We start from the raw sequence: 25,001 nt of genomic DNA, 5'->3' as shown, positions 1-25,001 counted from the left end.
AACTATTAGCTAGTCATACTCACCGCTTAAAAAACGAATGCGATCTACGATCATGTTATATTTGGAGTTTTTATGAAAAAAGTCAGGGTCACTTTTATTCGGTTTTACCCATGTTGAATGCATAGGAATATCTATAACAAAGTTTTTAAGATCTTTAAGTTGTGCAGCAATATTTAAGATCTCTACCACTTGTATATCACTCGAGGCTTCTTTAATAAGTTCAATAAGTTTAGCTTGCGGTTTATATGAGCTAGCGATTGTTAGGAACTGTAACGCTCGAGCCTTTATTAGCGTATTAGCATTTGAATTGAGTATTTGGTTTGCTTGCGCTGTTAAACTCACTGCTTCAACGCCAAAGTGACTTGCTACATTAAGAGCCCAATATTTCTGCCATGTCGTTCCTTTACTTAGCAAGTGCTGTAATTGCATTTTGACTTGCGCAAAAGGCTGAAGTTGTAGGTCTGCAATATCAACTAAGGCACTAATTTCTTTTTTATGACGTTGGCCAAAACTGGCAATATTGCTATTACTCTGAGCAAGTACATATGACTCTGGATAAAAGCCAACATCTGGCAATATTTTAACTTGATTATTTAATGCTGAGCGCATGCTTGCCAATTGTTTTCTATAATTTGGGTCTTTCGCTAAATTGTTTATTTGATGTGGATCCTTTGCTAAATCATAAAGGGCTTCCGCTGGTTTAGGTTCAAAATAGTCAGCTTGCACGGGGGTTAACTGGCCAGCTTTAAACATTTTATCCCACTCTTGATATGCAGGTTGCCTTGCTCTGTAAGCATTAAATAACGAGTCAGGTGTAAAAGGTTCATATCGACGAATATATTGATAATTATTCAAGTGCACGCTGCGCAATAAACTAGAACGTTCATCAAACCTATCAGCATATGAAAAGCTATAATCTCTTTGATTCAACTGTTTCAAGGAAATGTTATCACCTAAAAAGGCTTCACCATCGTGTTCAGCCAATGAGGTAAGGCCCGCTAATTTAGCTAAGGTTGGAGCAAAATCTATAAAGCTAACCGTCCCTTTGATTCTGTAATCACTCAACCTTTGCATGTCTTCAGCCAGTAAGTGCTCATAATTTTTAGGGATGCGTACTACCAAGGGTGTATGTAAACCACGATTAAATAAATAGCCTTTACTGCCTAAGGTAGAGGGCCACCATGATCTCCGAAGAAAAAGATAAATGTATTTTCTAGTAAACCGTCCGCTGCAAGCTCATCAACAACTTGTCCAAGTTGTCTATCCATTTCTTTGATTTTGTCTAGATAACGTGCGTAGGTATATCGAAACGTTTTTGTATCCGGATAATATGGTGGTAAATCAATTAGTTCAGGATCATGATAGGTATCTTTGGTATCAACGTATTCAGCTGGAAAATGTAAACTACTTGAATGTGATACTTCAAAGGTTTTCATAAAGAAAAAAGGCTGATTTTTCTGACGCTTTTTCCATGAGGCTTTTTTACCGGTTTCGTGCCAAAAAGTTTGCGTACCGTTAAAGTTATAATCTGTTTTATAGTTATTAGCGACATAATAACCATCATCCATTAGCATTTTACTGATAGGTATTAAACCTTTAGGTAAATCGGCATATTGCCATGCACGGTGATATTGCACACCAATACGTGAAGCATAGGCGCCTGTCGCCAAAGTCGAACGTGCAACTGAACACACAGGCGCATTCGACAATGCATTTTCGAATATAAGCCCGTGCTTAGCCAAACGTTCAATATTGGGTGTTTTGGCCCCTTGTTTATCGTACAAGTTAAAATACTCTCTGCCACTATCCTCAGAGACTAACCATACAAAGTTAGGTTTGTTTTGAAGTTCAGTTGCTATGGCATTCGAAAATAAAAACAAACTAATGAAAATGGTAATTAATCGGTAAAACATACATTTATCCTTGCTATGTAAAACTTGCCTTTATAATACGCACCAAAACTTAGTATTGACGGTATACAAAGACTTATCATGTCGTATTAGCTAACAGCTACCGTTTTTCAATCGGCGACTGTGGGTATAGATTGGAATAACACGCTTTAAGAAAAGTGCCCTGTTGTTGCACAAAACAATATTTCTGCCCTGCAATTGCCGGCTACTAAAAATAGCTGTTATCACTCATTTACGTTAATAACAAATTAAGCATAGCGTGCGCCTTAAAGTTGCACGCTTCTTATGTGACGATTAAAAACCAATAAATTGATTATTGTCTTCTATAACAACATTGTCGCTATATTGAACGTTGAAAAATTCTTTTTCTATTTTTCGTTCCGGATATGCATTTGTTTTAACGATTTTATTTTTACGGAAAATTAATCCATCGACAGAAAATAAATCTAAGATCAATCCTTTATCGTAAACGTTGAATGTATTTCCTTCCACCAGGATATTTTTATTATACCGAGCTGTATCTTGATATTCCTTGCTGATACCTGCAGCCACATCCAGTACGGAGTTCCCCCAAACACCAAAAACAGAGTTATCAAAGGTATTGTTACGTATCACCACATCACTGACACCGCCTTGTTCGAACCAAAAATTTGCATCGCCTTCAAACAAAATGGCGGCGCCTGGAGAATGAAAATAGTTGTCTTCGACAATGGTTTTACCACGACAATTTAACAACATGCCACGAGCTCGGTTTCTTCGAATAGTATTGCCTTTTATTAGCACGTCAGGGTAGTCACGGATCTCAGCAACTGAATCACCAACCTTAAACCGCTGATCGAGTACTTTTTCAAACACTACGCGCGTGATTTCTTTACTGATCTGCTCAACGCCAGCCACTTTATTAAGACCATAGGTGATCATGCTAGGCCCTTGAACTAATTCAAGCGTATCGCCTTTATCAATGAACTGATAACCATATTGGTGTGGATGCTGTACACGTACTTCAATGGTTTTATCATCAATTAAAGCGTCAACCATTGCATAGATCCCGTGAATATTCGTTGCGTCATCTTTTTGGTTTTCAAACAAGTTATTTACTAAATTGATTTCACCTGTACAGTTCACAAAATGTGTTGCGTCAGCCGTTGTACTAATATATCGATTGCCAGATGGTGTAACGGCACTATTTTGAATGGTCACATTGTGACAATTTTCTCCCAAGATCCCCATACCGCCAGCGTGATGAATAGTCACATTATCAAAAATCACATCTTGACTACTGGTAACGGTAAAACCAACATAATCACGACGAGCTGGTGCAAACGTCATAATGTTACCAACCGTTCCTTTAAGCATTGAATGTTTGATTCTTACTCTCCGCTTGCCTGAGTAAATGCTCAGCATGAACTGCGTTGCCTATCCATAAATCTTTTACCATATAAGCGGTTTCACGTTTCTTAACATCAAACTCTAAAAGGCTTTGATAACCATAGCGTTTTTCAACATCTTTACGGCTTTCTAACCGTTCAAAGACTGGATAACCCGGTGGAATTTCTCGTATACCAATGAACTCCAAATTACCAGCTGGATTAATGACGTAGGGAAATTCTTCTCCAAACTCGAGATCCATAAAACCTTTACCAGTAGCTAGAATTTTAGCCTCTTGGTGGAATGGTCTTTCAAAATCGATAGAGAAATTCTTAAAAGTAATATTACTCGAATCTTTGACTAAAAACGGATTCATAAAACCGTGAAAAATAAATTCAGATCCTTGTCCGTCTATTTCTAACCCTTTGACTTTGTCAAAGGGGAAACCTACCCGCTTCAAGCCCTCGTCATTATTACTCACAAACAAATAGTGTTCTTGGGCTCGTGTTGGATAAAAGTCGTAGCGCCCTTTTGGAAACACAATTTTACTAGCGCCAGCCAGCTTAGCCTTTTCTAGTAACTTGATAACCTTGTATGTGCTATCTGATTTGTCATTTTTTTGATACCATAATCTTCAGCATTCATGACCCGTGAAGAGATCTCAGTAGCGGCATATGCATCAGAGATAGCGCCTACTGGTACAATATTGAAAAAAGAGCTGCGCCTAGCACGCCACTCGAAAAAAACTTCACACCTTTCATAATTTCTCCTAACACAAGTTTCTATTCTATTTATAATGAGGGTTTAGACTGCTTTCAAAAAAGTGAGTCATATCCTCAGGTACGTTTCTGTCTAATCCTGCAATAATTAAAGCCCAATTTTGATTAAGGAAGTACTAGGCTACGGCTCCAATCATTGATTTAGATAATTTTTCAATGCTTGTTTTAATATATTGCTCGGTAAGATGTTTAGCGCGATATCTATCTTTATTGCAAATCGCCAAATAAATATCGTGATATGTTTCGCTAGTAGTAGAATTGCCACCCATGACTTTCTCACTTAATAAATGACTGACGAAGGTTACCCCTTCCATTACACTCAAAAACTCGTTATGTGCGGCGTTTATTATTTCTCTATAAAATTTAGCTTCTGCGGTGACTCTATTTTCTGGGTCAGTGTAGCGCCTAGTGGCCACTTGATAGGCTTGCTCAATACTTAGTTGGTCTTCTTTGGTCGCTCTTTGGGCGGCCCAGAATGCTGCCATTGGCTCATAGGTTAAACGGACTTCTAGTAGCGGTAGCAAGTATTCTCGAGACTTATCAATAGGAGCGTTTAAGTGCCAAGCAAGAATATCATCATCCAGCATAATCCAATCAGAGCGTTTTTTTATTCTAGTTCCTATACCGCGTTTTACTTCTAATAACCCTTTGCTAAGTAAAATTTGTTTTGCCTCGCGTATAACAGGGCGACTGACTTGATAATGATTAGCTAAAGAGAATTCGTCTAATTTAGTCCCTACTTCAACCGAACCCGCAATGATCCTACGTCCTATTTCTTTCGCAATTTGAACAGATAAGACTGACGTCATCATAGATCTGCCTTTCAAATTGTAAAAACTCGCTTCGTTCACTAACCTTCCCCGACTCAAAATCAAACGTTTGACTAATTTACTTGGTTATCCGCAGAAAATAAACAAAAAATAGCATTTAGTGAATAATGCTCAATGTAACTCTAGGCCCTTATTATTGTTATAACCCTAAATATCCCAACCACTAAGTTGATATAAAATGACATCAACACACTGAGATCAATACATTTAAACCATGCACTTTCATAAAGAAAAACAAATACAGCCCCCCTCTTAAAACAATCGTTTTGACTAATTTAAGTATCCCTTACTGCAGTTGTATATTGCGATTGGCAGCTAGTTTGATAGCAGATTTTAAGCATCACATAGAACGACGAATAGCGATGACAAAAGCATAAATATAGTTCGGAAATGAAAAGTCACATTTAAGACCCCCATAAAAATAAATCTTATTAGGATTGTCACCGAGTGCAGTTATGGGTGTCTTAATTGGGGGCATGACAAAAGCATAAATATACTTCGGAAATGAAAAGTCACATTTAAGACCCCCATAAAAATAAATCTTATTAGGATTGTCACCGAGTGCAGTTATGGGTGTCTTAATTGGGGGTCATGACAAAAGCATAAATATACTTCGGAAATGAAAAGTCACATTTAAGACCCCCATAAAAATAAATCTTATTAGGATTGTCACCGAGTGCAGTTATGGGTGTCTTAATTGGGGGGCATGAAACTCAATCTTAAACAAACCTGTTCTGCGGGTTCTGCGCTTGCCGTCGAAGCCCGTCATCCCTGCATGTTGTTAGCAGGGATCCAACACTTATCTACTGACCCCCGAACAAACATTCACCTCATATTTCATGGGTGTCTCAATAGGAACTACTTGTTTTATCGCTATTACACCAAACGAGATGCCAACTTTTTATATATAGCATTTTTATCTCGCTTTCCTATAGCCAATACATAAATTACGATCTCTTTATCGACTACTTCATAAGCTAACCGATAACCTGCAGTGCGTAATTTAATTTTATAGACCGAATCATAACCTCTCAATTTAGCAGACGGCACATGAGGATTTTCCAACCTCTCAGCAAGTTTATTTTTAAATTGCTTTTTAAGAGGTTCCGCTAGTTTATCCCATTCTTTTTTAGCCGCAGGGAGAAATTTTAATTTATAGGTCATCTAAATTAACTTCAATAGCTTTTGATAAATCACCGCGACGCTCATCAACAACTTTCGCTAACTCATAATCATCAACTACATCCATTAACCACTCATAGGTTTCAGCAGGAACTAAATATGCAGCAGGCTTATTGTGATTTAATATCGCAATTGCAGAACCATCAGCTTCAGTAAGTAAAGCCGTTGGATTTTTTTTAAGCTCAGAAATACTTGCTGAACAGTCAGCTAGAATTTGTCTCATAAAAACCACCAATTAAGTGCTAAATTCGGTGTTTATTTTAGACCTAATTATAATTTTAAGCCAGAACTTAATTTAGCGATAATCGTGGTAGAGCGCTTATCAGGACACCCATGTTAATTCTAAACCGACAATGAAACTCAATCTTAAACAAACCTGTTCTGCGCTTGCCGTCGAAACCCGTCATCCCTGCATGTTGCTAGCAGGGATTCAACATTTATCCGTTAAAACCCCGAACAAACATTCACCTCATATTTCATGGGTGTCTCAATAGGAACTTATATTTCATGGGTGTCTCAATAGGAACTCGCAAGAAAGATCAAAAGCACTCTAATACCTATCGCTTATCAGGACACCCATGTTAATTCTAAACCGACAATGAAACTCAATCTTAAACAAACCTGTTCTGCGGGTTCTGCGCTTGCCGTCGAAGCCCGCCATCCCTGCATATTGTTAGCAGGGATCCAGCATTTATCCGCTAAAACCCCGAACAAACATTCACCTCATATTTCATGGGTGTCTCAATAGGAACTCTCTAGGTAGGACCGCCGGACGCTTACTCTTAAACAAACCTGTTCTGCGGGTTCTGCGCTTGCCGTCGAAGCCCGTCATCCCTGCATGTTGTTAGCAGGGATCCAACACTTATCTGCTAAAACCCCGAACTAACATTCACCTCATATTTCATGGGTGTCTCAATAGGAACTATTTATCCGTTAAAACCCCGAACAAACATTCACCTCATATTTCATGGGTGTCTCAATAGGAACTCGCAAGAAAGATCAAAAGCACTCTAATACCTATTGACTAACCTTAGACTCATATGTGTTATGCATATTTGAACACCACATGTTTAGCTATTGTCGGTATTTCAAGATACTCATATGCAGCATTAACTTTTTTAATAAAATTCTCATCATTGGATAAAAGGAAATTACAAAATGATGCTATAGATGCGTGACTATTATCACTTGCTGCTGCAATAAATCGTCTTTCTTTGTGTACTTTTGAGTCTGGATAATACCCCAAAGTGTTTAACATATTATAAATACCCGTCACTTTTTGGTGTTTAAAATATGGCTGTTCTGGGTAGATAGGATTCTTCTTTAGTTGAAAAAACTCATCAATATCCATGTTTGCTTGGCTATAAGTTGGGAGAGTTTTTAGTTTACCCCAAATTTTGACAAGTACATTTGGTGGTTCAATATTATTGAGTTGCTTGGGGCCAATTCCGACCTGTGAACGGAAATCTTTAATGCCATCCCAATTTTTATCATCTTCGATATTCTCAAGCATCATGCGTTCAGTTTTTTCTAATGTTGCTTTGTACTGGGAAATCATTTCCTGAGTGTAGCTTTGCAACTCTCTTTGAGTCTCTTCGGGAAACTCGTCAGAGTTATCCATTAATGATCCCATTAGCTCGGAGAATGCAGAGATTTGTTCATTATGAATATCACTTATGCTATAGCCTTTTCTTCCACCAGAGAATTTGAACAGCCATTGTTGCATTGCATATTCTATGTCGACACCATCGTCAATATTTTCACAATATTCCTTATAGACAACAAAAGGATCACGATCACTTATTGTGGCGTTGTCAGTGATAGTAAAGCTAGGTGGCTCAACAATTAATTTTAAATAGTTAGCTTTAAGATCTTTAAGCACGTTAAGGAAAACCTCTTCAAAACCTTTAGAACGTCGAATTTCCTTGAGCGTTTCAACTGAATAAACTACTTGATAATCTTTTATAAGCATTTGGCCGAATTCACCTAACCCTTGTTTCGTGAAAAAATCTAAAACATTCTGATCAAGGTAAACAGTTGGCTTTCCTTTGTATGGTGGAATTGACTCCATTGCTTAATCCTTTATGCATAACGGCCCGCATAACGGGCAAAAATACGTAGGCCATAATACTGAGCGAAGCGAAAGGAGCCTACGTGTTTTTGTCCCAGCGAGCTTGCGAGCGAGTTTATGCGATTGTTAGGTGTGTGTTTAAACAAACCTTGAATTAACCTTTTCTGATTGCAGTCTTAGCGTGGCATCCTTTGCGATTTTAGAATAAGTCAATGCGTGGCCTTTGTCACTTTGCGACAAATATATCTCTGAGATTTCCGTAGCAACTGATTCAATGTATTCAAGTAATTCGTACTTTTGTGCTAACTCAAGAGCCACAAAATACGCAGTTAACTGCTCCCCACTGTCAATTGTGAAGTCAGCCAAAGTTTCCCACTGAAACGGATGATCCAGAGTTGAGTTTTTGTGTGTTTCGCAGATGTCTCTTAGCTTATTATGTGCTTCCCAGTAAACTTTTTTAGAAGTCTCGCTGGTCATAGTCAAAGCGAGTTCTAGTATTTGTTCGTAGAAAGGTGGTTTGAATGTCATTGAAGCACCTAACGCTTATTATCGAGCATGTCGTATATGTAACTTCTCGACTTGGTTATTAATTTTGTCACTTTTAGTTCTTACCTATTGATTTAATTAAGTATTTTCCACCTTCACCCCCTCAAAATAATAAGAGATCCAAAAACAAAAGGAGACCTGACTTTAACGCGACTTTTATGCTTCCTATTAAAAACTATGTGAAGAATATTTTCCATTGTTAAATTAATAACTTATAGATTTTATGCAAAGCAAAGTGAGACTTGAAGAATTTACATAATAGGAAGCAATCTTGGGGCACAATTAAGACACCCATAAAAATGAATCTTATTAGGCTTGTCACTGAGTGCAGTTATGGGTGTCTTAATTGGGAGTTTGTTATGGGTGTCTTAATTGGGAGTTTCGTATGCATAGCGCACAGACAACGTCTGCACGCTTATAAAACCTTTACTCCCACACGACCGTTCGCTTAGGTGCAACCTTACCGTCATCATCAATAAAACCAACGCCCAAAAAACGACCGCTGTCCTGACTGTAAACTCGTACCAACTCTTCTTCTAGGTGGGACTCATCTGATGAAAAAAATACCGGATTGCCATTTCTAAAATATCCTTCAGCTATTAGCTCTAGCTCTACCGAGCCAAGAGTTTTCACCGCTGAATCCATAGGCAATAGGTATTGGTCTAATTCCCTAAAGGTCGCATCATCCATTAAATCTTCAGTATCTGGATCAATCTTGTCCCGCATAGCTTGTAGCTGCTCAAACGTTAACATTTTATCCACTGGATAATCGGTAACTTGAGTCCTATCTAAACGGCTAACAAACGCTCCACAACCTAAAGCTTGCCCTAAATCATCAACCAAAGAGCGAATATATGTGCCTTTGCTACAATGCACTGTCATATCCACTTCGTCCCCTTCGAAACGATCGATCGACAAGTTATATATCTCAATATCTCGGGCTTCACGAGGAATATCTATACCTTGACGAGCATAGTGATACAAAGGTTTACCTTGATGTTTGAGCGCAGAGAACATTGAAGGAATTTGTTTGATCGGCCCCTTAAACTCTTCGCTGGCTGCCACCAATTGCTGTTCACTTACCACCACAGGTTTAGTTTCAACCACTTCACCGTCAGCGTCAGATGTAGTGGTTCGCACACCCAACTTGGCGGTAACAGAATAGGTTTTGTCGGCGTCCAATAAAAACTGCGAGAACTTAGTCGCCTCGCCTAAACAAATTGGCAACATACCTGTAGCAAGAGGGTCGAGTGCCCCAGTGTGTCCCGCTTTAGCAGCATTAAATAATCGTTTAACCTGCTGCAACGCGTGGTTTGAAGAGCCACCTAAAGGTTTATTCAGTAAAATAATACCGTTAACTAAACGGCCTTTTCTTTTTCTAGCCATAAAATTTTACAATTACTCGTCAGACGGTTTATCAGCTTCTTTTGGCTCGGCACTTTGCCCCGCCCGTTTTGCGCGTTCAGCATCTTTACTAATGGTATCATCTACTAAGTTAGCGATACGAATACCTTCTGCTAACGAACCATCACGCACAAACTTAACTGCCGGTACCGCTCGCATGCGCATTCGGCTGGCTAACAAAGTGCGAATAAACCCTTTATTGTCTTGTAATATTTCTAAGTAATTTTTTATTTGCTCTTCATCATTTTCAAAAAAGGTGACAAAAATCTTGGCATAGGCCAAATCTCTAGAGACTTCAACTGCAGACACAGTAACCATACCTAGTCTTGGATCGCGATTCTTGAACTCATTTTGTAAAATACTGGCAATTTCTTTATGAATTTGTTGACCGACTCTGTCGGTTCTTGAAAATTCTCTAGCCATTTTTAATTTCTCCTGTCAGCCCATGGGCTGTACAAACAAAACGGAGGCCTAAGCCTCCGTTACATCTACTTAAACCTTGTTGTTTAAACGATAACTAAATTACAGTTCGCGTTTAACTTCAACAATTTCAAATACTTCGATTTGATCACCGGCTTTTACATCATTGTAGTTTTTAACACCAATACCACATTCGACGCCATTACGTACTTCTTGAACATCGTCTTTGAAGCGTCTCAATGATTCAAGCTCACCTTCATAGATAACCACGTTATCACGTAAAACACGAATAGGATTGCTACGTTTAACAATACCTTCGGTAACCATACAACCAGCGATAGCACCAATTTTAGGCGACTTAAATACATCACGCACTTCAGCCAAACCAATAATTTCTTGTCTAAATTCAGGCGCTAACATACCACTCATGGCCTGTTTCACTTCGTCAATTAGGCTGTAGATAACGCTGTAGTAACGTAAATCAATTTCTTCACTTTCAACAATCTTGCGTGCCGAAGCATCTGCTCGAACATTAAAACCTACTACGATTGCACTTGAGGCCGCCGCTAAACTCGCATCGGTTTCAGTGATCCCACCCACGCCACTACCAACAATATTGACTTTAACTTCATCAGTTGACAATTTAGTGAGTGACTCAGAAATTGCTTCAACAGAGCCTTGTACGTCAGCTTTAAGCACGACGTTTAACTCACTCACATCGCCCGCTTCCATATTCGCGAACATGTTCTCAAGTTTTGCTTTCTGTTGCTTAGCCAATTTCACTTCACGCTGTTTAGTATGACGTTTTGTTGCCACTTCACGAGCTTTACGTTCATCTTGCACAACTAGCGCATTTTCACCCGCAATAGGTACGCCAGATAATCCAAGAATCTCTACTGGAGTAGAAGGCCCTGCGACTTTAACTTCTTTACCATTTTCATCACGCATAGCACGAATACGCCCGTATTCCACACCACATAACATGATATCACCGGCTTTTAACTCACCTTCTTGGATAAGTACAGAGGCCACTGGTCCGCGCCCTTTATCTAATCGAGATTCAATTACAATGCCTTTGGCTGGGCCAGTAGGCACGGCTTGTAAGTCTAAGACTTCGGCCTGTAAAGATATAGCTTCGAGTAATTCGTCAATCCCCATTCCTGTTTTAGCAGAAACATTAACAAACTGGTGCTCACCGCCCCACTCTTCTGAAATGACTTCCAGTTGAGATAGTTCAGTCTTAACACGGTCTGGGTCAGCGGACTCTTTATCCATTTTGTTTACAGCAACAATTAATGGTACACCCGCAGCTTTGGAGTGTTGTACCGCTTCTTTCGTTTGTGGCATCACACCATCATCAGCGGCTACCACTAAAATTACGATATCAGTAGCGGTTGCTCCACGAGCACGCATGGCAGTAAACGCCGCGTGACCAGGTGTATCTAAGAATGCAATTCGACCATTATCAGTTTGTACACTGTACGCACCAATATGCTGAGTAATACCACCCGCTTCGCCATCGGCTACTTTTGCACGGCGGATATAATCAAGTAATGAAGTTTTACCGTGGTCAACGTGCCCCATAATAGTCACAACAGGTGCTCGACTAGATTTTTCGCCGCCTGTTGCATCTGCAATCAACTCATCTTCTAAGGCATTGTCATTCACTAATTCATATTTGTGCCCCATTTCTTCCACTACTAATACAGCAGTTTCTTGGTCTAGAACATGATTAATGGTTACCATTTCACCCATCTTCATTAGGGTTTTAATGACTTCTGTGGCCTTAATTGCTAGCTTGCTACCGAGTTCGCCAACTGTAATGGTTTCACCAAGTTTAACAACACGTTCAACTGGTTGAGCCGGTTTATTAAAGGCATGTTTAAGTTCAGAACCTGCATTTTTCTTAGACTTCTTACGTCTACGACCACCACGTTCCGATTTAATATCATCCACATCTTCAGCTTCTTGAGCATAACGATTTGAATGCACATGTACTTCTTCAGCTTCTTGCTTTTTACGGCGCTCTTCTTCTTCTTTCCAGCGAATAGAATTTTCGTCAGCTAGTTTTTTCGCTTCTTCGGCCGCTTTTTTAGCATCTTCTTCAAGCTTACGCTGAGTTTCTTCTTCTTGAGCTTTACGAATTTTCTCTGCTTCAGCTTGAGCTTTTTCTTGCTCGGCTTTTTCTTCAGGCGTTAACGAGTTTTCTTCCGCTTGACGAGCTTCCGCTGCCTTTTTCGCTTCTTCTGCGCGAGCAGCACGTTCTGCATCAGCCTTGGCTTTTGCTTCAGCTGCTTTTTTCGCTTTTTCTTCAGCTGCTGCTTTCGCTGCTTCAGCTGCTTTTTGTTCAGCTTCTAGCTTAGCTTGTTGCTCTTCAGCTAAACGTTTGGCTTCTTCTTCAGCCAATCTTGCTTCTTCTACATCTGTACGTTTCACATAAGTACGCTTTTTACGTACTTCAACGTTTACAGACTTAGACTTGCCTACACTTAACGTGCTGGTAGTCTTACGTTGTAATGTCATGCGTTTCGGTGCTTCTGAACCTGTACCGCCGTGTTGTTTGCTTAGAAAATCTAACAACTGACGCTTTTCGTCTTCAGTTACATCCGCACCAGCTACTTTAGTAATACCTGCACTTTTGAATTGCTGAACCAAACGTTCAACTGAAGTGCCTATATCAGTGGCGAGTTTTTCTATGGATACTTCTGCCATATTGGTATTCCTCCTGGTGACCTATTTATTCTTCATTAAACCAAACGATATTACGAGCAGCCATGATTAACTCACCGGCTTTTTCTTCGCTTAGTTCTTCAATATCTGAAATCTCATCAGTACCTTGTTCTGCAAGGCCTTCAAGATCTGTTATGCCGCGACTAGCCAGCATATACGCTACGTGTCTGTCCATTCCAGCTAAGTTTAATAACTCTTCTTTTGGTTCAGCAGACTCTAAGGTTTCTTCGTTTGCTAATGCACGAGTTGTTAACGTTGCGCGAGCACGGCTACGTAATTCTTCAACCGTATCTTCATCTAAACCTTCAACTTCTAGCAATTCATTAACCGGTACATAGGCAATTTCTTCTAAGGTAGTAAACCCTTCATCTACTAGTACCGACGCAAAGTCTTCATCCACATCTAAACCTTGAGTGAACACACTGATGACTTTAGCGTTTTCTTCTTCATGTTTAGCGGCTAAGTCTTCGCTAGTCATAACGTTCAATTCCCAGCCAGTTAATTGACTCGCTAATCGTACGTTTTGACCACTACGGCCAATGGCTTGTGCTAAGTTGTCTGGTTCAACCGCAACATCCATCGCTTGTCTGTCTTCGTCAACAACGATTGACGACACTTCAGCAGGCGCCATTGCGTTAATCACGAATTGCGCAGGGTTATCATCCCAAAGCACGATATCAACACGCTCACCGCTTAATTCACCAGATACAGCTTGTACACGAGACCCACGCATACCTACACATGCACCCACAGGATCTAAACGTTTGTCGTTTGTTTTAACGGCAATCTTTGCTCGTGAACCCGGATCTCGTGCAGCGCCTTTAATTTCTAACGTTTCTTCGGCAATTTCTGGCACTTCAATTCTGAAAAGTTCTACCAGCATATCGGGATGGGTACGACTAATAAATAACTGTGCACCACGAGCTTCTGGACGAATGACATATAACAAACCACGAACTCGATCCCTGGGCGGAATGTCTCGCGAGGTAGCATATCATCACGATAAATCACACCTTCAGCGTTGTTGCCTAAATCAATGATGACATTGTCTCGATTGACTTTTTTAACGGTACCAGTTACTAATTCACCGACTTTATCTTGATATTCTGCAATAACTTGATCACGTTCGGCTTCACGTACTTTTTGTACGATAACTTGTTTAGCCGTTTGTGTGGTGATCCTATCGAATGCAATAGATTCAATTTGCTCTTCAACATAGTCGCCAAGTTGAATATCGGGCTCATCAATTTGAGCCGCAGATATCGACATTTCAGCCGTTGGATTTTCTTGTTCGTGATCATCTGCTACCACTAACCAACGACGAAACGTATCAAAATGTCCTGACTCGCGGTCAATACAAACACGTACTTCAATTTCGCCTTCATTTTTCTTTTTGGTGGCGCTGGCGATAGCAAACTCTAGCGCCTCGAAGATTTTTTCTCTTGGAACTTGCTTTTCATTTGATACGGCTTCAGCCACTAACAAAATTTCTTTATTCATTACCGCCTCACTTATTGCTTTCTTACGAAAGTCCATTTCAGGCCACTCTATTGATCAATATACCTTAATCAAAAGACGGGACTAGATTACCTTTTTCTATATTTGCAATAGCCAACACATGTGTTTGGTTATCAATTTCTAATGTTAAGTTGCCTGACTCACAAGCTAACACTTTACCTTTAAAGTTACGTCTATCGCCTACAGGCATTCTTGTTCTAAGGGTAACTACTTCACCTAAGCAGGCTAAGTAATGGGCTTCCTTAAACAGAGGTCTATCCATACCCGGAGAAGACACTTCTAAGTTGTATTCTGTACTAATTGGATCTTCTACATCCAAAACAGCACTTACTTGATGACTCACTTCTGCACAATGCTCAACCGCTATCCCATCTGGGTGGTCAATATAAATGCGTAAAGTAGAGTGTTTACCAGCACGGACAAATTCTACACCAACCATTTCAAAGCCAATAGCTTCAACGGGTGCAGTTAACATGTCTGTAAGCTTTTGTTCGAGTTGCGACAAAGCATTGCTCCAAAAACAAAAAAAGGGCCAAATGCCCAGAATAGATCATGTATATATTGCAAAATAGATAATAAAAAACCCCGTACTAGCGAGGTTTTCAAAATTCTGGACCCTAGTTTATCTAGCAAAACGTAGCGACTAATAGCGCATACATTTGATAGATAACATGCAAAAATACTTAACTTAACACTGCGTAGATACAATATGTATTAAATATTTTTACATCAGAGAAGACGTTACTTTCAATAAATTTTCATTTAAGAGGGAGTTCGTCTCTAAAGTTGTGCGCATTATACTTATCAGCAGTAGCCATTGCAAGGCTAGTCTCAACTAACCTTACTATTTATCCCAGAAACTGTGCTGTCTAAAACACCTCAATATCAAACACACTAGCGGGGACGTTTTCTGCTGGGTGTGATAACTCAATAATCAACTTATCGGTGCTTATTGTCTGTTTAAAATAAATCGTATTTAAGGTTTGATAATTGTCACCCTCAGTCATCAATACTGTGCCATCTTCTAATTTTATTGAATAACGAGATACGCAAAAAGGTATGCGCTTTTCTGGGTGCACCATTAATACGGTTTCTAAAGCATGATCAGAGTCAGTATCAAAGTATAACCTTAGCCCAGCCAAGGTCTGCTTTTCGGGCCAAGACAACGTGAGTGTTGGCGCTTTATCAGACAAATCAGCGACCCAAGCGTTGCTGCCTAACCAGGGTCTTAAGTGACCATTGGTAAGGTTAGAAACGGCAAAACTCTGCAGCGCCGGTGTTATCTGCATAGCAATGTTCTGGCCCATTGGACGACGCTCAGGTGTCCAAAATTCAAACTCTTCCACTCCTGAATTAGGCGGTGCGATTTGTTTTCCATTATTAGAAACCGCTTTGTGTACTTTGTTAAATACGCTCATAGTGCCAGTTACGCGTTGCGCTGAGGTTCTAACTTGTACTTTGTCATTAGCTAAAAATATGACAAAACCATACTGGGTGATTAATTCTACCTCTGAAAAATCTAAACTAACCGTTTGTTCACCGGCGTGAAGATCTAATTCTATCGTTTTGCAGATAAGATCTGGGGTATAGTTTTCAGGTTTTATACTTACTCTTAGCTGGCAAGTCAGTGTCGTTGCCTCTTGTGCGCTTAGTTGAACGGTAAAAGTGGGGGCCAATCCAGCAGTAAAAGGTAACAATTGCGCAGCCGATTGTGCCAAGCTTAACCAATCATCTTGCTGGCTAAATTCAGCAAGCGCTAAAGTGCTCGACGCCTGTATTTCTGCTTTTAATAGCACGTCTGATTTAGTTAGCGGGATCCCCGCTAAACCATGGCCTAATCCATTTAGTCTATTTTGCAGTTCAGACATTAACTTTGGTGCGAGTAGGGCTTTAGGTTTTACGTTTAATTTGGCACACATTGCGGCCGCTTCGCCAATCGCTTGCCCACCATGAGCGCAAGTAATCATCACTCGTGTTGAACCAAAAGCCATATGGGTAGCACTAATAATACGCCCACCTAAATATAAGTTTTCGATATCTCGACTTAGGAAACAACGATATGGGATTTGATATACCCCTTTTGAATGATACTGGCTACATGCTGGTTTTTCACTATACACACCTTCAGCCGGATGCAAGTCGATCGCCCAACCACCATAAGAAATAGCATCGTCAAATCGTTTTTGTTCAACAATATCATGTTGGGTGATCATATATTCACCTTCGAAACGGCGACTTTCTCGTTTGCCTGGGACGGTACCCACCCACTCTAAAGTAAGGTTTTCAACATCTTCATATTTACCGCTATTTTTGATGTAATCCCAAATACCGTAAACGATTTTCCAAAGTTCCCATTTTATTTCTTCGGTGTCATGCACAGTATCGAGTATGCCGCCAAACTCTAACCACCAAAACTTACAGCCACTGTCTTTGGCCCCAATATTTTTACTTCTAGGTATGGCGTCAATTTCATCTTGCGAATAGGCAAATGCAGGCGCTTTATATTCAACAGGGGTGCCGGCATCTTTGCTGTAGAAAAACAACGAATGACCCAGTAAGTCTGAATTGGCTTTTTCGGGTGCCAACAACTCATTGAATTCATATTTATCTTCACTGCCAATTCTAAAAGCCGCGCCTGCATTAAATGCGACAATTCCATCGCCACTGCAATCAGTAAAGATGGGAGCAAAGATAGAATAGTATGTAGAGTTTTGACTGCAAAACGCATTCACGCTTTCTATTCTGTTTGCTGATTCCTTGGTAACAGAATAGGCGGCGGTATTTAGCAACATGGTAATGTTAGTTTCTGCTACCACCTTGTCTAATAGAATTGCGTCAAAAATGAGCGGGTTCCCCTCTTTATTGGCGCGAAGGTTTTCTAACATTATTTCGTCAATTAACCCACCTTCTCTTGACCATCGGTTGTTATTGCCCATATGCGAAGTGGCACCCAGCGCCCATAAACGTACTTCACTTGAGGCGTTGCCACCCAATACTGGACGGTCTTGAACCAACACCACCTTAGCGCCAGACCTAGCTGATGCAATAGCGGCACATACGCCTGCTAAACCGCCACCAACAACCACTACATCTGTGTGTAGTGCGACTTGCTTATTCGTTCGGGTACTTTTACTGAATTTTTCTTGATGCATAACAACCTACAATTTAATTTACCTAATGTTCAATTATCGATAAAAACATTTTTGTAGCTATTATTGAAACATATAAAGCTTATTTAATCTATCTTTTCGATAGTTAATTGTGTAAACAGGGCTTCAGTCTGATAACACGCAAGCCATTGGCTTTAGTAACGTTGCTAATATTGGCGTACTTTAATATAGTGTCGCAATATTCTTATAGATATTATGGTAAAAGTTAAATTATGTCAGGCCCACCGAAAGCCCAACTAAATCAAAGTCTTATCGATGGTATAGCAACCTTACAAGAACTTGCATTATCGAGTGATCCAATTGGGTGTCGTGCACTTGCGCGGCGACTTAACATGGATCCAACCAGAGTAAATCGTTTATTACAAACGCTAGAACACATTGGCATTGCCCGAAAAACAGCAAAACGAAAATATGCGCCTTAGCTCTGAATGCACGTACTATCTGCACAAAGCCTGTTCGCTTCAGGCCTTATTAATCATGCGATTGAGCCACTCGAACCATTGAAGAAATTTGGCCATATTGTGGCTTTAGGTATGTTATGGCGAGACCATGTAAGTTATCTATACCATGCGTTACTACAGGCATGCCGGCTGAGCAAGCATTAGGCAGAATAGGTTTGTATCCTGCGAGTTCTGGTGGGATTGGTATGGCAATATTGTCTACTTTAAGTGATGAAAAAATCCAAGAGACTTACGAGAATCATCCAGAGATCCCCTCTTTCCAGGTGGAATTGATGACTTAATGGTTGCCATTAACAAAATTCGTGAAGACGGCTATGCGTTTATTGAAACCTTAGAAAATGAACGTTTTACCATCGCTATCCCAGTCGGTGAGCCCGCTTTTTGTGCAATAGGTTTATCTGGCTGGATCCCTAAGCATTCAGTCGCAGAGATTTATCAAGAGCTACAAAAAGCGGCAATCGAGATCAGCGATCTAACCCACTAGTTTATTCCACAAAAGTAAGGACGGTTAGCCTTGTAGCCGTTCCAACCTAACCTGTACTTAGCCTATGTCAGATAATAAAGCCCACCTACTTTGCCTTTTAGTACTCGGCGTTTTAGCTGACTAAACACTTGTTTAACCTATCAGCTTGATAACTAACCTGAGTTCTGGATAAGAAATATCGTTTAAGCTAAACACTAATTTACGCCAAGCAATATCAATATAATTCAATAACTTAATATGTTTTGTCTACATAACCTCAGCTAAATGTTACTCGGTAATGAAATTTTTCCTGTATAGCATGGCGTATTGTCGTACGTCATAACGTGCTATTACTAAACAATCCAACGCCGCTAGACACAAAAAGAGCGTTATCCAGAGGGGCGGCTTATCTAGGATTCAAGTTAATCAGATATGACACATAGTTTGCTTCGCCAGAAAAGCGCAGAATGAATGTGTTTTCTCTGGGCATGGCGTGCCAAATAACCAGAGACAAACTGTTATTAATGTTCCCATAAGTTTTGTTTTACCTGCTACATAGTAAGTTTCTAATCAACAGCTTTTGTATGGCTAATGTCTAATTCAAGGTGCAACTTAATGGGCCGAGGACGCCTTATTAGCTTTATGTTTCCCCCTGCGCTCGGTCTTATGAATTAATGCTTCAGCAAGTTCGGCCGAGTCTCGGTACTTTATCCTTAGCTGTGTAAGTTCGCGCTTGAGTTGTTCTACTACTTTCTGATAATCAGCTTGGTGATACAAATTATGTAACTCTTGAGGGTCTTGACGTAGATCATATAACTCCCATTCATTCACATCATGATAAAAATGAATCAGTTTGTAGGTCTTAGTCATGATGGCGTAATGACGTTTTACTGCATGAGGACCTGGATATTCATAATAGTGATAATACACCCCATTACGTTGCCACTTTTGTTCCTGACCAATTAACAAAGGTAAAAAGCTCTGTCCTTGCATATCTTCGGGTTGTGTTATACCCGCCGCATCTAAAAATGTCTGAGCATAATCTAAATTTTGAACGAGCTCGTCTGATACTTGATTGCCCTTGATTTTTGCCGGCCAACGCACCAGTAAAGGCGTTTTCATTGATTCCATAGTAAGCGAATCGTTTGTCATACCAACCATGTTCACCCAAGAAAAATCCCTGATCAGAGGTGTAAACTACCAGGGTATTTTCGGCTAATCCCGATTCATCTAGATAATCTAAAACTCGGCCGATATTGTCATCTACAGATGAAATAGTGGCGAGATAGTCTTGCATGTATCTTTGGTATTTCCATATGGTCTTTTCTTTTTCAGACATAGTTGGCCAATTATCATTGTAATCTTGGGCAATTTGGCTGAGCACCTTTTCATATTCGATTTTTTGTTGTGCCGTGGCTCGATCGGTGTACTGCCTTTCAAACACACCAATATTATCTTTCTGATTGACGTAGGGTTCATACCGAGGATCGTAACGATCTGCCGAAACCTTAGTGTCTTTTACCGGTAACATGAATTTTCGAATAGTCATTTCTGCCGTTTTGGCCGCTGTTCCACGAGAAGCATAATCATCAAACAACGAATCTGGCAGTGGATATTGTTTACCATAAAATTCTGCAAACTTATCAGCCCTTGGCCACCATGAGCGATGTGGGGCTTTATGTAAGTAGGCCAACATGAAGGGCTTAGACTGATCTCTACCGGCTTTTAACCACTTTAAAGTTTCATCTGTAATGATATCTGTGACATAGCCTTGTTTACGTATAGTGCCATTTGGGGTTTCAAAGTCTGGGTTAATGTAGTCGCCCTGATCTGGCAAAATCATAAAATCATCCACTCCCTTTGGATTGTTGCCAAAATGTAGTTTGCCAAACATCGCGGTTTGATAACCATTGCGTTGAAATATCTGCGGAAAGGTTTGCTGACTATCATCAAATGGCATGCGATTGTCTATTTTGCCGTTTATATGGGTATGTTTACCGGTCAATATAGTGGCTCTAGAAGGCGCACAAATCGAATTAGTTACAGTCGCATTAGTAAACCGCATGCCCTGTTTAGCTAGCCGGTCAATGTTGGGCGTATCTATGAGCTTTGAACCATATGCACTAATGGCTTGATAAGCATGATCGTCAGACATAATAAATAAGATATTAGGCCGATTAGCACTACTTACAGAGGCATTTTTATTGGCTGTTGCACCTGACATAGATAGTGAGCAGCTTGACAACATTAACAAGCCGGCGGGGAAAATTACGACTTTACAATACCTGTGCCAAAACAGTTTGATGAGTGTTGTATTTTGCCTACTCATTGCTTGGCTCTCACTTTTGGATAAGTGGGTAAACGGACTAAATCATGCTCTTGGTGATATTTATCCAAACCTTTCAACTCCTGTAACAAGGCATCACGCTCAGCTCTATGGGCGGCCGACACCTTACTCCAATCAGTGATTTCAGGGTAACTAATTAAATCGGCCGGTTGTGTAGTGACATCCCACCACTTTTTATTGCCGTCCAACATCACACGATGACCTCGAATGAGTTGTGCGTCTTTTTTGTAACCGTACGTCCAATTTCTGTGATGCGGTTTGTCAGAGGTTAAAAACGGCCATAAACTTTCACCGTTAATTTCATAATCTTCGGCAATATCAATTCCCATGATGTCGGCTAGTGTGGGCAAAATATCAGCTATCGAAGCAAGTTCGGGTAACTTACCTTGCTTAGTTAAGTTGGCCCCTGGAGCGTACACAATTAATGGCACATGAGTACCTTTTTGCCGATCTTCGCTGCCTTTACCATATTTACTGGAGCCATTATCAGAGGCGAAGATAAGAATAGTGTCGTTTTCTATACCCATTTCTGCAAGTTTTTCTAGGTATAGCCATACTTGGTAATCCAAGTATTCCACATGATATTTCATGCCCGCTGGTGTCACGGTACCATGGGTATTGTACTGGCCTTTTTCACCTGTGATATTTGGCGTGGTGCGGGTATATCCTTTGCCATCCCACTTGATCACAGGTGTTCCCGGCCAAATATTCTTTTGCTCTGGAAACAAAAAATCAAACATTCCATGCCCCAAATGACTGGTGTGATAAACAAAGAAAGGTTTTCCTTTAGCCTGTTGACGTTGCATAAAGTCAAAAACAAACTCTAGCTCTACATCTGGTCCGTATGTATTAATGCCGTAATTTTTTCGTGATTCAGTGGTATTTGGCCACCATTCATATTGTTTTTTACTCTGTGGATGATTCATCAATACTATGCTGGGTTTGAATAACCAAGTTGTACGGGCAAAAGTCGGAGCAATATCCCCTGTGTCTTCATTTATCGCCACCTGCCCGTCACCAATGCCCACCTGTTTTTTAGGCTTTTTCTTCATTTTGCTCAGCTTTTTCTGCCACGCTTGTTTTTCTTCTTGAGTCATGTCACGGGGCGATACCACAAAATTGGTGTAGGGATTTTTAGGTAATTCCCCAATATGCTGTAACTCAGTTCCAGCAGAGAATAGTCCTTCGTCAAATCCGAACTTGGTTAAGTCAGCATCTTTCATTTGAGTTTTGCCTGACCACATAGTGGCATATCCCGCTTCTTTGGCGACATGACCAATCAATAAAGGTGAAGACTGGTACAAGTGGGCTTGCTTGGCTTTTTTATTCGCGTTGGTATTCGTGCTTTTAGCATTATCTTCGCCCTGATTAGAGTGAGGTAATCTACCGTAATCACCGTTATGCCACCATTTATGCAGATGCGCATACCGCCCCGTCATCATCATTGCACGGCTGGGAGAACATATTGTTGCTGCCCATGCAGTCTCAATTTGCACACCTTGTGTGGCTAACTTTTCAAGAACAGGTGTTTTTGCACGATAGGCAGGATCCGAACCATTCTTGCCATGATATCCAGCCCACTGTGAACTACCGTAACTAGGCAATTCGCGGGCACTGATATCATCAGCATAAATGACTATTACGTTAGGTTTCTTGCTCATGGCAAAAACCGAGTTGGATATTAGCAAGCTGGTTGTACATAGCACAGTTAGTCGGCGCTTGAGTAAATTTAATTGACGGGTTTGTTTCATCATTACTAACCTTTTTCGTCCGCAGCCTGAGTTTTCCATGGTGTTTTTAAATACTCCACCCGTACCTTCACTGAACCATTTTGATATTTCTTAGTGGTGTAGTTTTCCGCCGATTTGACTGGTAACGCACTCCAATCTGTTCTTGCATTGATATCAAACATATAGCCAAAGCTATCATGCAGTACAGCGGCTATATTCATCATTTCTAGGGCTTCTAACTGTTGCCTAGAGTTTTCAATTAACGAGGTCAATTGAGCGACAGGGTTTAACTGGCCAGTGCGAGTCAAAAATTCTATCGCTCTAGCTTTAAGCAGATCATGAGTTTGCTCATCAGCTAATAGTGTTTCAATAACTGGTACAAACTCACTGCTTTGGTTAGCAAAGTAACTCAAGGCCACTAACGCCCAATATTGCTCTCCTTGGTGACCATGTTTGATTATTGCTCGTAATCTATCTTTCGCCTGGGCATAGGGCAGCAACATTAAATCTGCAGCATCCACCATTTGATTGATCCGTTGATGTTGGCTATTGGCTAACTGCATACTGTCAGCAAACTCGTTTGTTTCTAACCATGCCTCTGATATAAAGCCTAAGTCAGCAATCGATTTAACCTGTTGTTGCAGTTGACTCCGCATGTCTAGCAGGGCATTTTGGTATTTTGTATCGGTGGCTAAGTTATTTAATTCTTCAGGATCAACCGACAAGTCATACAATTCCTCTGCACTTTTCTCATTGAAAAAAGCAGCTTGAGTGTTATTCAACTGCCCGTTTTTATACAAGCTTCGCCACTGTTGATACGCCACATTTTTAAATCGATAATTTTGTTCTAAACCAAGAGGATTCATAGGTAAGTAATTTCGAATGTACTTTAAATTACCTACTCGCAAGGTCCTAACTAAATCGTAACGCTCACCAAAACGGTCAGCATAACCAAATATTGGTTTACTTTGCTGTGGTTTGTTTTTGCCTAAAAAGCTATCGCCACTATGCCAATCGGATTTCTCTATACCAGCCAAATGTAATAAGGTAGGTGCCATATCCACAAAGCTGACAAATTCATCAATACGGGAGTTTTGTACTGTAGAATTGGCTAATAGATGTTGATAATTTTTTGGAATTCGCACTACCAGCGGAATTTTCAGGCCAGACTCTTTAGCAAAGCTCTTTGAACCAGGTAATACACCACCATGATCGCCGAAATAAAAGACAAAGGTATTTTCTAATTGCCCTGCTTGTTCTAACTCAGCTAACACTTCTCCCACTTGTTTATCTAGCGCTTGGTGCAAGTCTAAATATCGCGCGTGGGTATAGCGAAACAGTTCAGTATCAGGATGGATAGACGCTAATTTTACGTTAGCTGGATCATGTTTAGTTGGCTTATTTTTGACATCAGTTACTGGAAACATGAGTTTAGATTCATGGGTTGTGGTGAACGTCTTAATATGGAAAAAAGGTTGTGCCGTTTGTTTATTTAACCAAGAAGCAGAATGACTCGACTCTGAGAATTCATTGCTTTCGCTAGCATAATTAAAGTCCGTCTTGGCGTTATTCGTCACATAGTAACCAGCTTCTTTCATTAACTGATAGATAGACTTCACACCTTTATTGTCTTCATGAGTATATTTTGCTCTAGCAAACGCTCTGTGATGCATAGTGCCTGCTTGAGGGGCGTAGATACCTAAGGCTAAGGTACTTCTAGCAGTCGAACACACTGGAGCATTTGAATATGCGTTGTTATAGGTGAGACCTTGCTTGGCCATGTTTTCAATATTTGGCATGGCAACGCCATGCTTTGGATTGTATAGACGCAAATAGTGTGGCGAATTATCTTCCGATATGATCCATACAAAATTAGGTCTCTGCGTTGACTGTTCACTTGTTTGACTGGCGCGTGTTTCCGAAGAAACAGCAACACTCAATAGGACAACAGCCAAACTTGCCAATACAGTTATATTTGTCTTAACGATCTTAGGTATTACCCGCTGCATGAACGCTCACTTATAATTAGGTTATTTGTTACTTATTGTCTTAATTAGCCTTATTGCCACAAT

At 40.3% G+C, this 25,001-nt stretch carries 20 protein-coding genes and 2 pseudogenes; 3 read left to right on the top strand and 19 right to left on the bottom strand.

Annotated elements, in window-relative coordinates; all coding sequences use genetic code 11:
- Window positions 1-9 precede the first annotated feature (9 nt).
- From RS130_RS13320 to RS130_RS13250, 15 genes and pseudogenes are all read right to left on the bottom strand, one after another.
- The gene (locus RS130_RS13320; RefSeq protein WP_316026346.1) at window positions 10-1,122 is read right to left on the bottom strand and encodes an alkaline phosphatase family protein; all 1,113 of its coding nucleotides are present in this window, start codon (window positions 1,120-1,122) and stop codon (window positions 10-12) included.
- A gap of 41 nt (window positions 1,123-1,163) precedes the next feature.
- Entirely contained in the window at window positions 1,164-1,913 is a 750-nt protein-coding gene (locus RS130_RS13315; RefSeq protein WP_316026345.1) for a sulfatase-like hydrolase/transferase, read from the bottom strand.
- A gap of 291 nt (window positions 1,914-2,204) precedes the next feature.
- A complete protein-coding gene (locus RS130_RS13310; RefSeq protein ID WP_316026344.1) occupies window positions 2,205-3,239 on the bottom strand; it encodes an alpha-1,3-galactosidase-related protein in 1,035 nt (344 codons plus the stop codon).
- A gap of 19 nt (window positions 3,240-3,258) precedes the next feature.
- Window positions 3,259-3,819: a hypothetical protein gene (locus RS130_RS13305; protein WP_316026343.1), complete on the bottom strand. Its 561-nt coding sequence runs from the start codon at window positions 3,817-3,819 to the stop codon at window positions 3,259-3,261.
- Between the two features lie 354 nt (window positions 3,820-4,173).
- Window positions 4,174-4,869 carry a FadR/GntR family transcriptional regulator gene (locus RS130_RS13300; RefSeq protein WP_316026342.1) on the bottom strand — a complete coding sequence of 232 codons (696 nt, stop codon included), beginning with the start codon at window positions 4,867-4,869 and terminating at the stop codon, window positions 4,174-4,176.
- A gap of 894 nt (window positions 4,870-5,763) precedes the next feature.
- Window positions 5,764-6,051 (bottom strand): type II toxin-antitoxin system RelE family toxin, encoded by a 288-nt coding sequence (locus RS130_RS13295; protein ID WP_316026341.1) that lies wholly within the window; start codon window positions 6,049-6,051, stop codon window positions 5,764-5,766.
- On the bottom strand, window positions 6,041-6,292 hold the full coding sequence (locus RS130_RS13290; protein WP_316026340.1) for a type II toxin-antitoxin system Phd/YefM family antitoxin: 252 nt from the start codon (window positions 6,290-6,292) through the stop codon (window positions 6,041-6,043). The genes RS130_RS13295 and RS130_RS13290 overlap by 11 nt, the downstream gene beginning before the upstream one ends.
- A gap of 822 nt (window positions 6,293-7,114) precedes the next feature.
- The gene (locus RS130_RS13285) at window positions 7,115-8,140 is read right to left on the bottom strand and encodes a hypothetical protein (protein ID WP_316026339.1); all 1,026 of its coding nucleotides are present in this window, start codon (window positions 8,138-8,140) and stop codon (window positions 7,115-7,117) included.
- A gap of 138 nt (window positions 8,141-8,278) precedes the next feature.
- A complete protein-coding gene (locus RS130_RS13280) occupies window positions 8,279-8,668 on the bottom strand; it encodes a hypothetical protein (RefSeq protein WP_316026338.1) in 390 nt (129 codons plus the stop codon).
- Window positions 8,669-9,112: 444 nt separating this feature from the next.
- Window positions 9,113-10,072 carry a tRNA pseudouridine(55) synthase TruB gene (gene truB, locus RS130_RS13275; RefSeq protein WP_316026337.1) on the bottom strand — a complete coding sequence of 320 codons (960 nt, stop codon included), beginning with the start codon at window positions 10,070-10,072 and terminating at the stop codon, window positions 9,113-9,115.
- Between the two features lie 12 nt (window positions 10,073-10,084).
- Complete coding sequence (rbfA, locus tag RS130_RS13270; protein ID WP_316026336.1) at window positions 10,085-10,513, bottom strand: 30S ribosome-binding factor RbfA; 429 nt, start codon at window positions 10,511-10,513, stop codon at window positions 10,085-10,087.
- A gap of 99 nt (window positions 10,514-10,612) precedes the next feature.
- Window positions 10,613-13,222 (bottom strand): translation initiation factor IF-2, encoded by a 2,610-nt coding sequence (gene infB, locus RS130_RS13265; protein ID WP_316026335.1) that lies wholly within the window; start codon window positions 13,220-13,222, stop codon window positions 10,613-10,615.
- Between the two features lie 25 nt (window positions 13,223-13,247).
- Window positions 13,248-14,740, bottom strand: a pseudogene (nusA, locus tag RS130_RS13260) (transcription termination factor NusA).
- Window positions 14,741-14,804: 64 nt separating this feature from the next.
- Complete coding sequence (gene rimP, locus RS130_RS13255; protein WP_316026334.1) at window positions 14,805-15,263, bottom strand: ribosome maturation factor RimP; 459 nt, start codon at window positions 15,261-15,263, stop codon at window positions 14,805-14,807.
- A 364-nt stretch (window positions 15,264-15,627) separates the two neighbouring features.
- Window positions 15,628-17,910, bottom strand: coding sequence for an FAD-dependent oxidoreductase (locus RS130_RS13250; RefSeq protein ID WP_316026333.1), 2,283 nt, complete (start codon window positions 17,908-17,910; stop codon window positions 15,628-15,630).
- A gap of 230 nt (window positions 17,911-18,140) precedes the next feature.
- Between RS130_RS13250 and RS130_RS13245 the strand changes: the two genes are divergently transcribed.
- The 3 genes from RS130_RS13245 to RS130_RS13235 all read left to right on the top strand — a co-directional run bounded on the left by RS130_RS13245 (window position 18,141) and on the right by RS130_RS13235 (window position 18,873).
- Window positions 18,141-18,350 carry a helix-turn-helix domain-containing protein gene (locus RS130_RS13245; RefSeq protein ID WP_316026332.1) on the top strand — a complete coding sequence of 70 codons (210 nt, stop codon included), beginning with the start codon at window positions 18,141-18,143 and terminating at the stop codon, window positions 18,348-18,350.
- Between the two features lie 116 nt (window positions 18,351-18,466).
- Window positions 18,467-18,670: a hypothetical protein gene (locus tag RS130_RS13240; RefSeq protein WP_316026331.1), complete on the top strand. Its 204-nt coding sequence runs from the start codon at window positions 18,467-18,469 to the stop codon at window positions 18,668-18,670.
- A complete protein-coding gene (locus RS130_RS13235; protein WP_316026330.1) occupies window positions 18,670-18,873 on the top strand; it encodes an IclR family transcriptional regulator in 204 nt (67 codons plus the stop codon). The genes RS130_RS13240 and RS130_RS13235 overlap by 1 nt, the downstream gene beginning before the upstream one ends.
- Window positions 18,874-19,464: 591 nt before the next feature.
- Here the strand turns inward: RS130_RS13235 and RS130_RS13230 are convergent.
- The 4 genes and pseudogenes from RS130_RS13230 to RS130_RS13215 all read right to left on the bottom strand — a co-directional run bounded on the left by RS130_RS13230 (window position 19,465) and on the right by RS130_RS13215 (window position 24,938).
- Window positions 19,465-19,974, bottom strand: a complete 510-nt coding sequence (locus RS130_RS13230; RefSeq protein ID WP_346433334.1) for a sulfatase/phosphatase domain-containing protein — start codon at window positions 19,972-19,974, stop codon at window positions 19,465-19,467.
- An 82-nt stretch (window positions 19,975-20,056) separates the two neighbouring features.
- Window positions 20,057-21,007 (bottom strand): annotated as a pseudogene (locus tag RS130_RS13225) (sulfatase-like hydrolase/transferase); the annotation flags it as partial.
- 170 nt (window positions 21,008-21,177) lie between these two features.
- Entirely contained in the window at window positions 21,178-22,953 is a 1,776-nt protein-coding gene (locus RS130_RS13220; protein WP_316026327.1) for a sulfatase-like hydrolase/transferase, read from the bottom strand.
- 2 nt (window positions 22,954-22,955) lie between these two features.
- On the bottom strand, window positions 22,956-24,938 hold the full coding sequence (locus RS130_RS13215) for a sulfatase family protein (protein ID WP_316026326.1): 1,983 nt from the start codon (window positions 24,936-24,938) through the stop codon (window positions 22,956-22,958).
- Between the last annotated feature and the right edge of the window lie 63 nt (window positions 24,939-25,001).

This window comes from Paraglaciecola aquimarina (assembly GCF_032464635.1).
Taxonomy (GTDB): domain Bacteria; phylum Pseudomonadota; class Gammaproteobacteria; order Enterobacterales; family Alteromonadaceae; genus Paraglaciecola; species Paraglaciecola aquimarina.
This window is presented reverse-complemented; position numbering and strand designations above follow the sequence as displayed.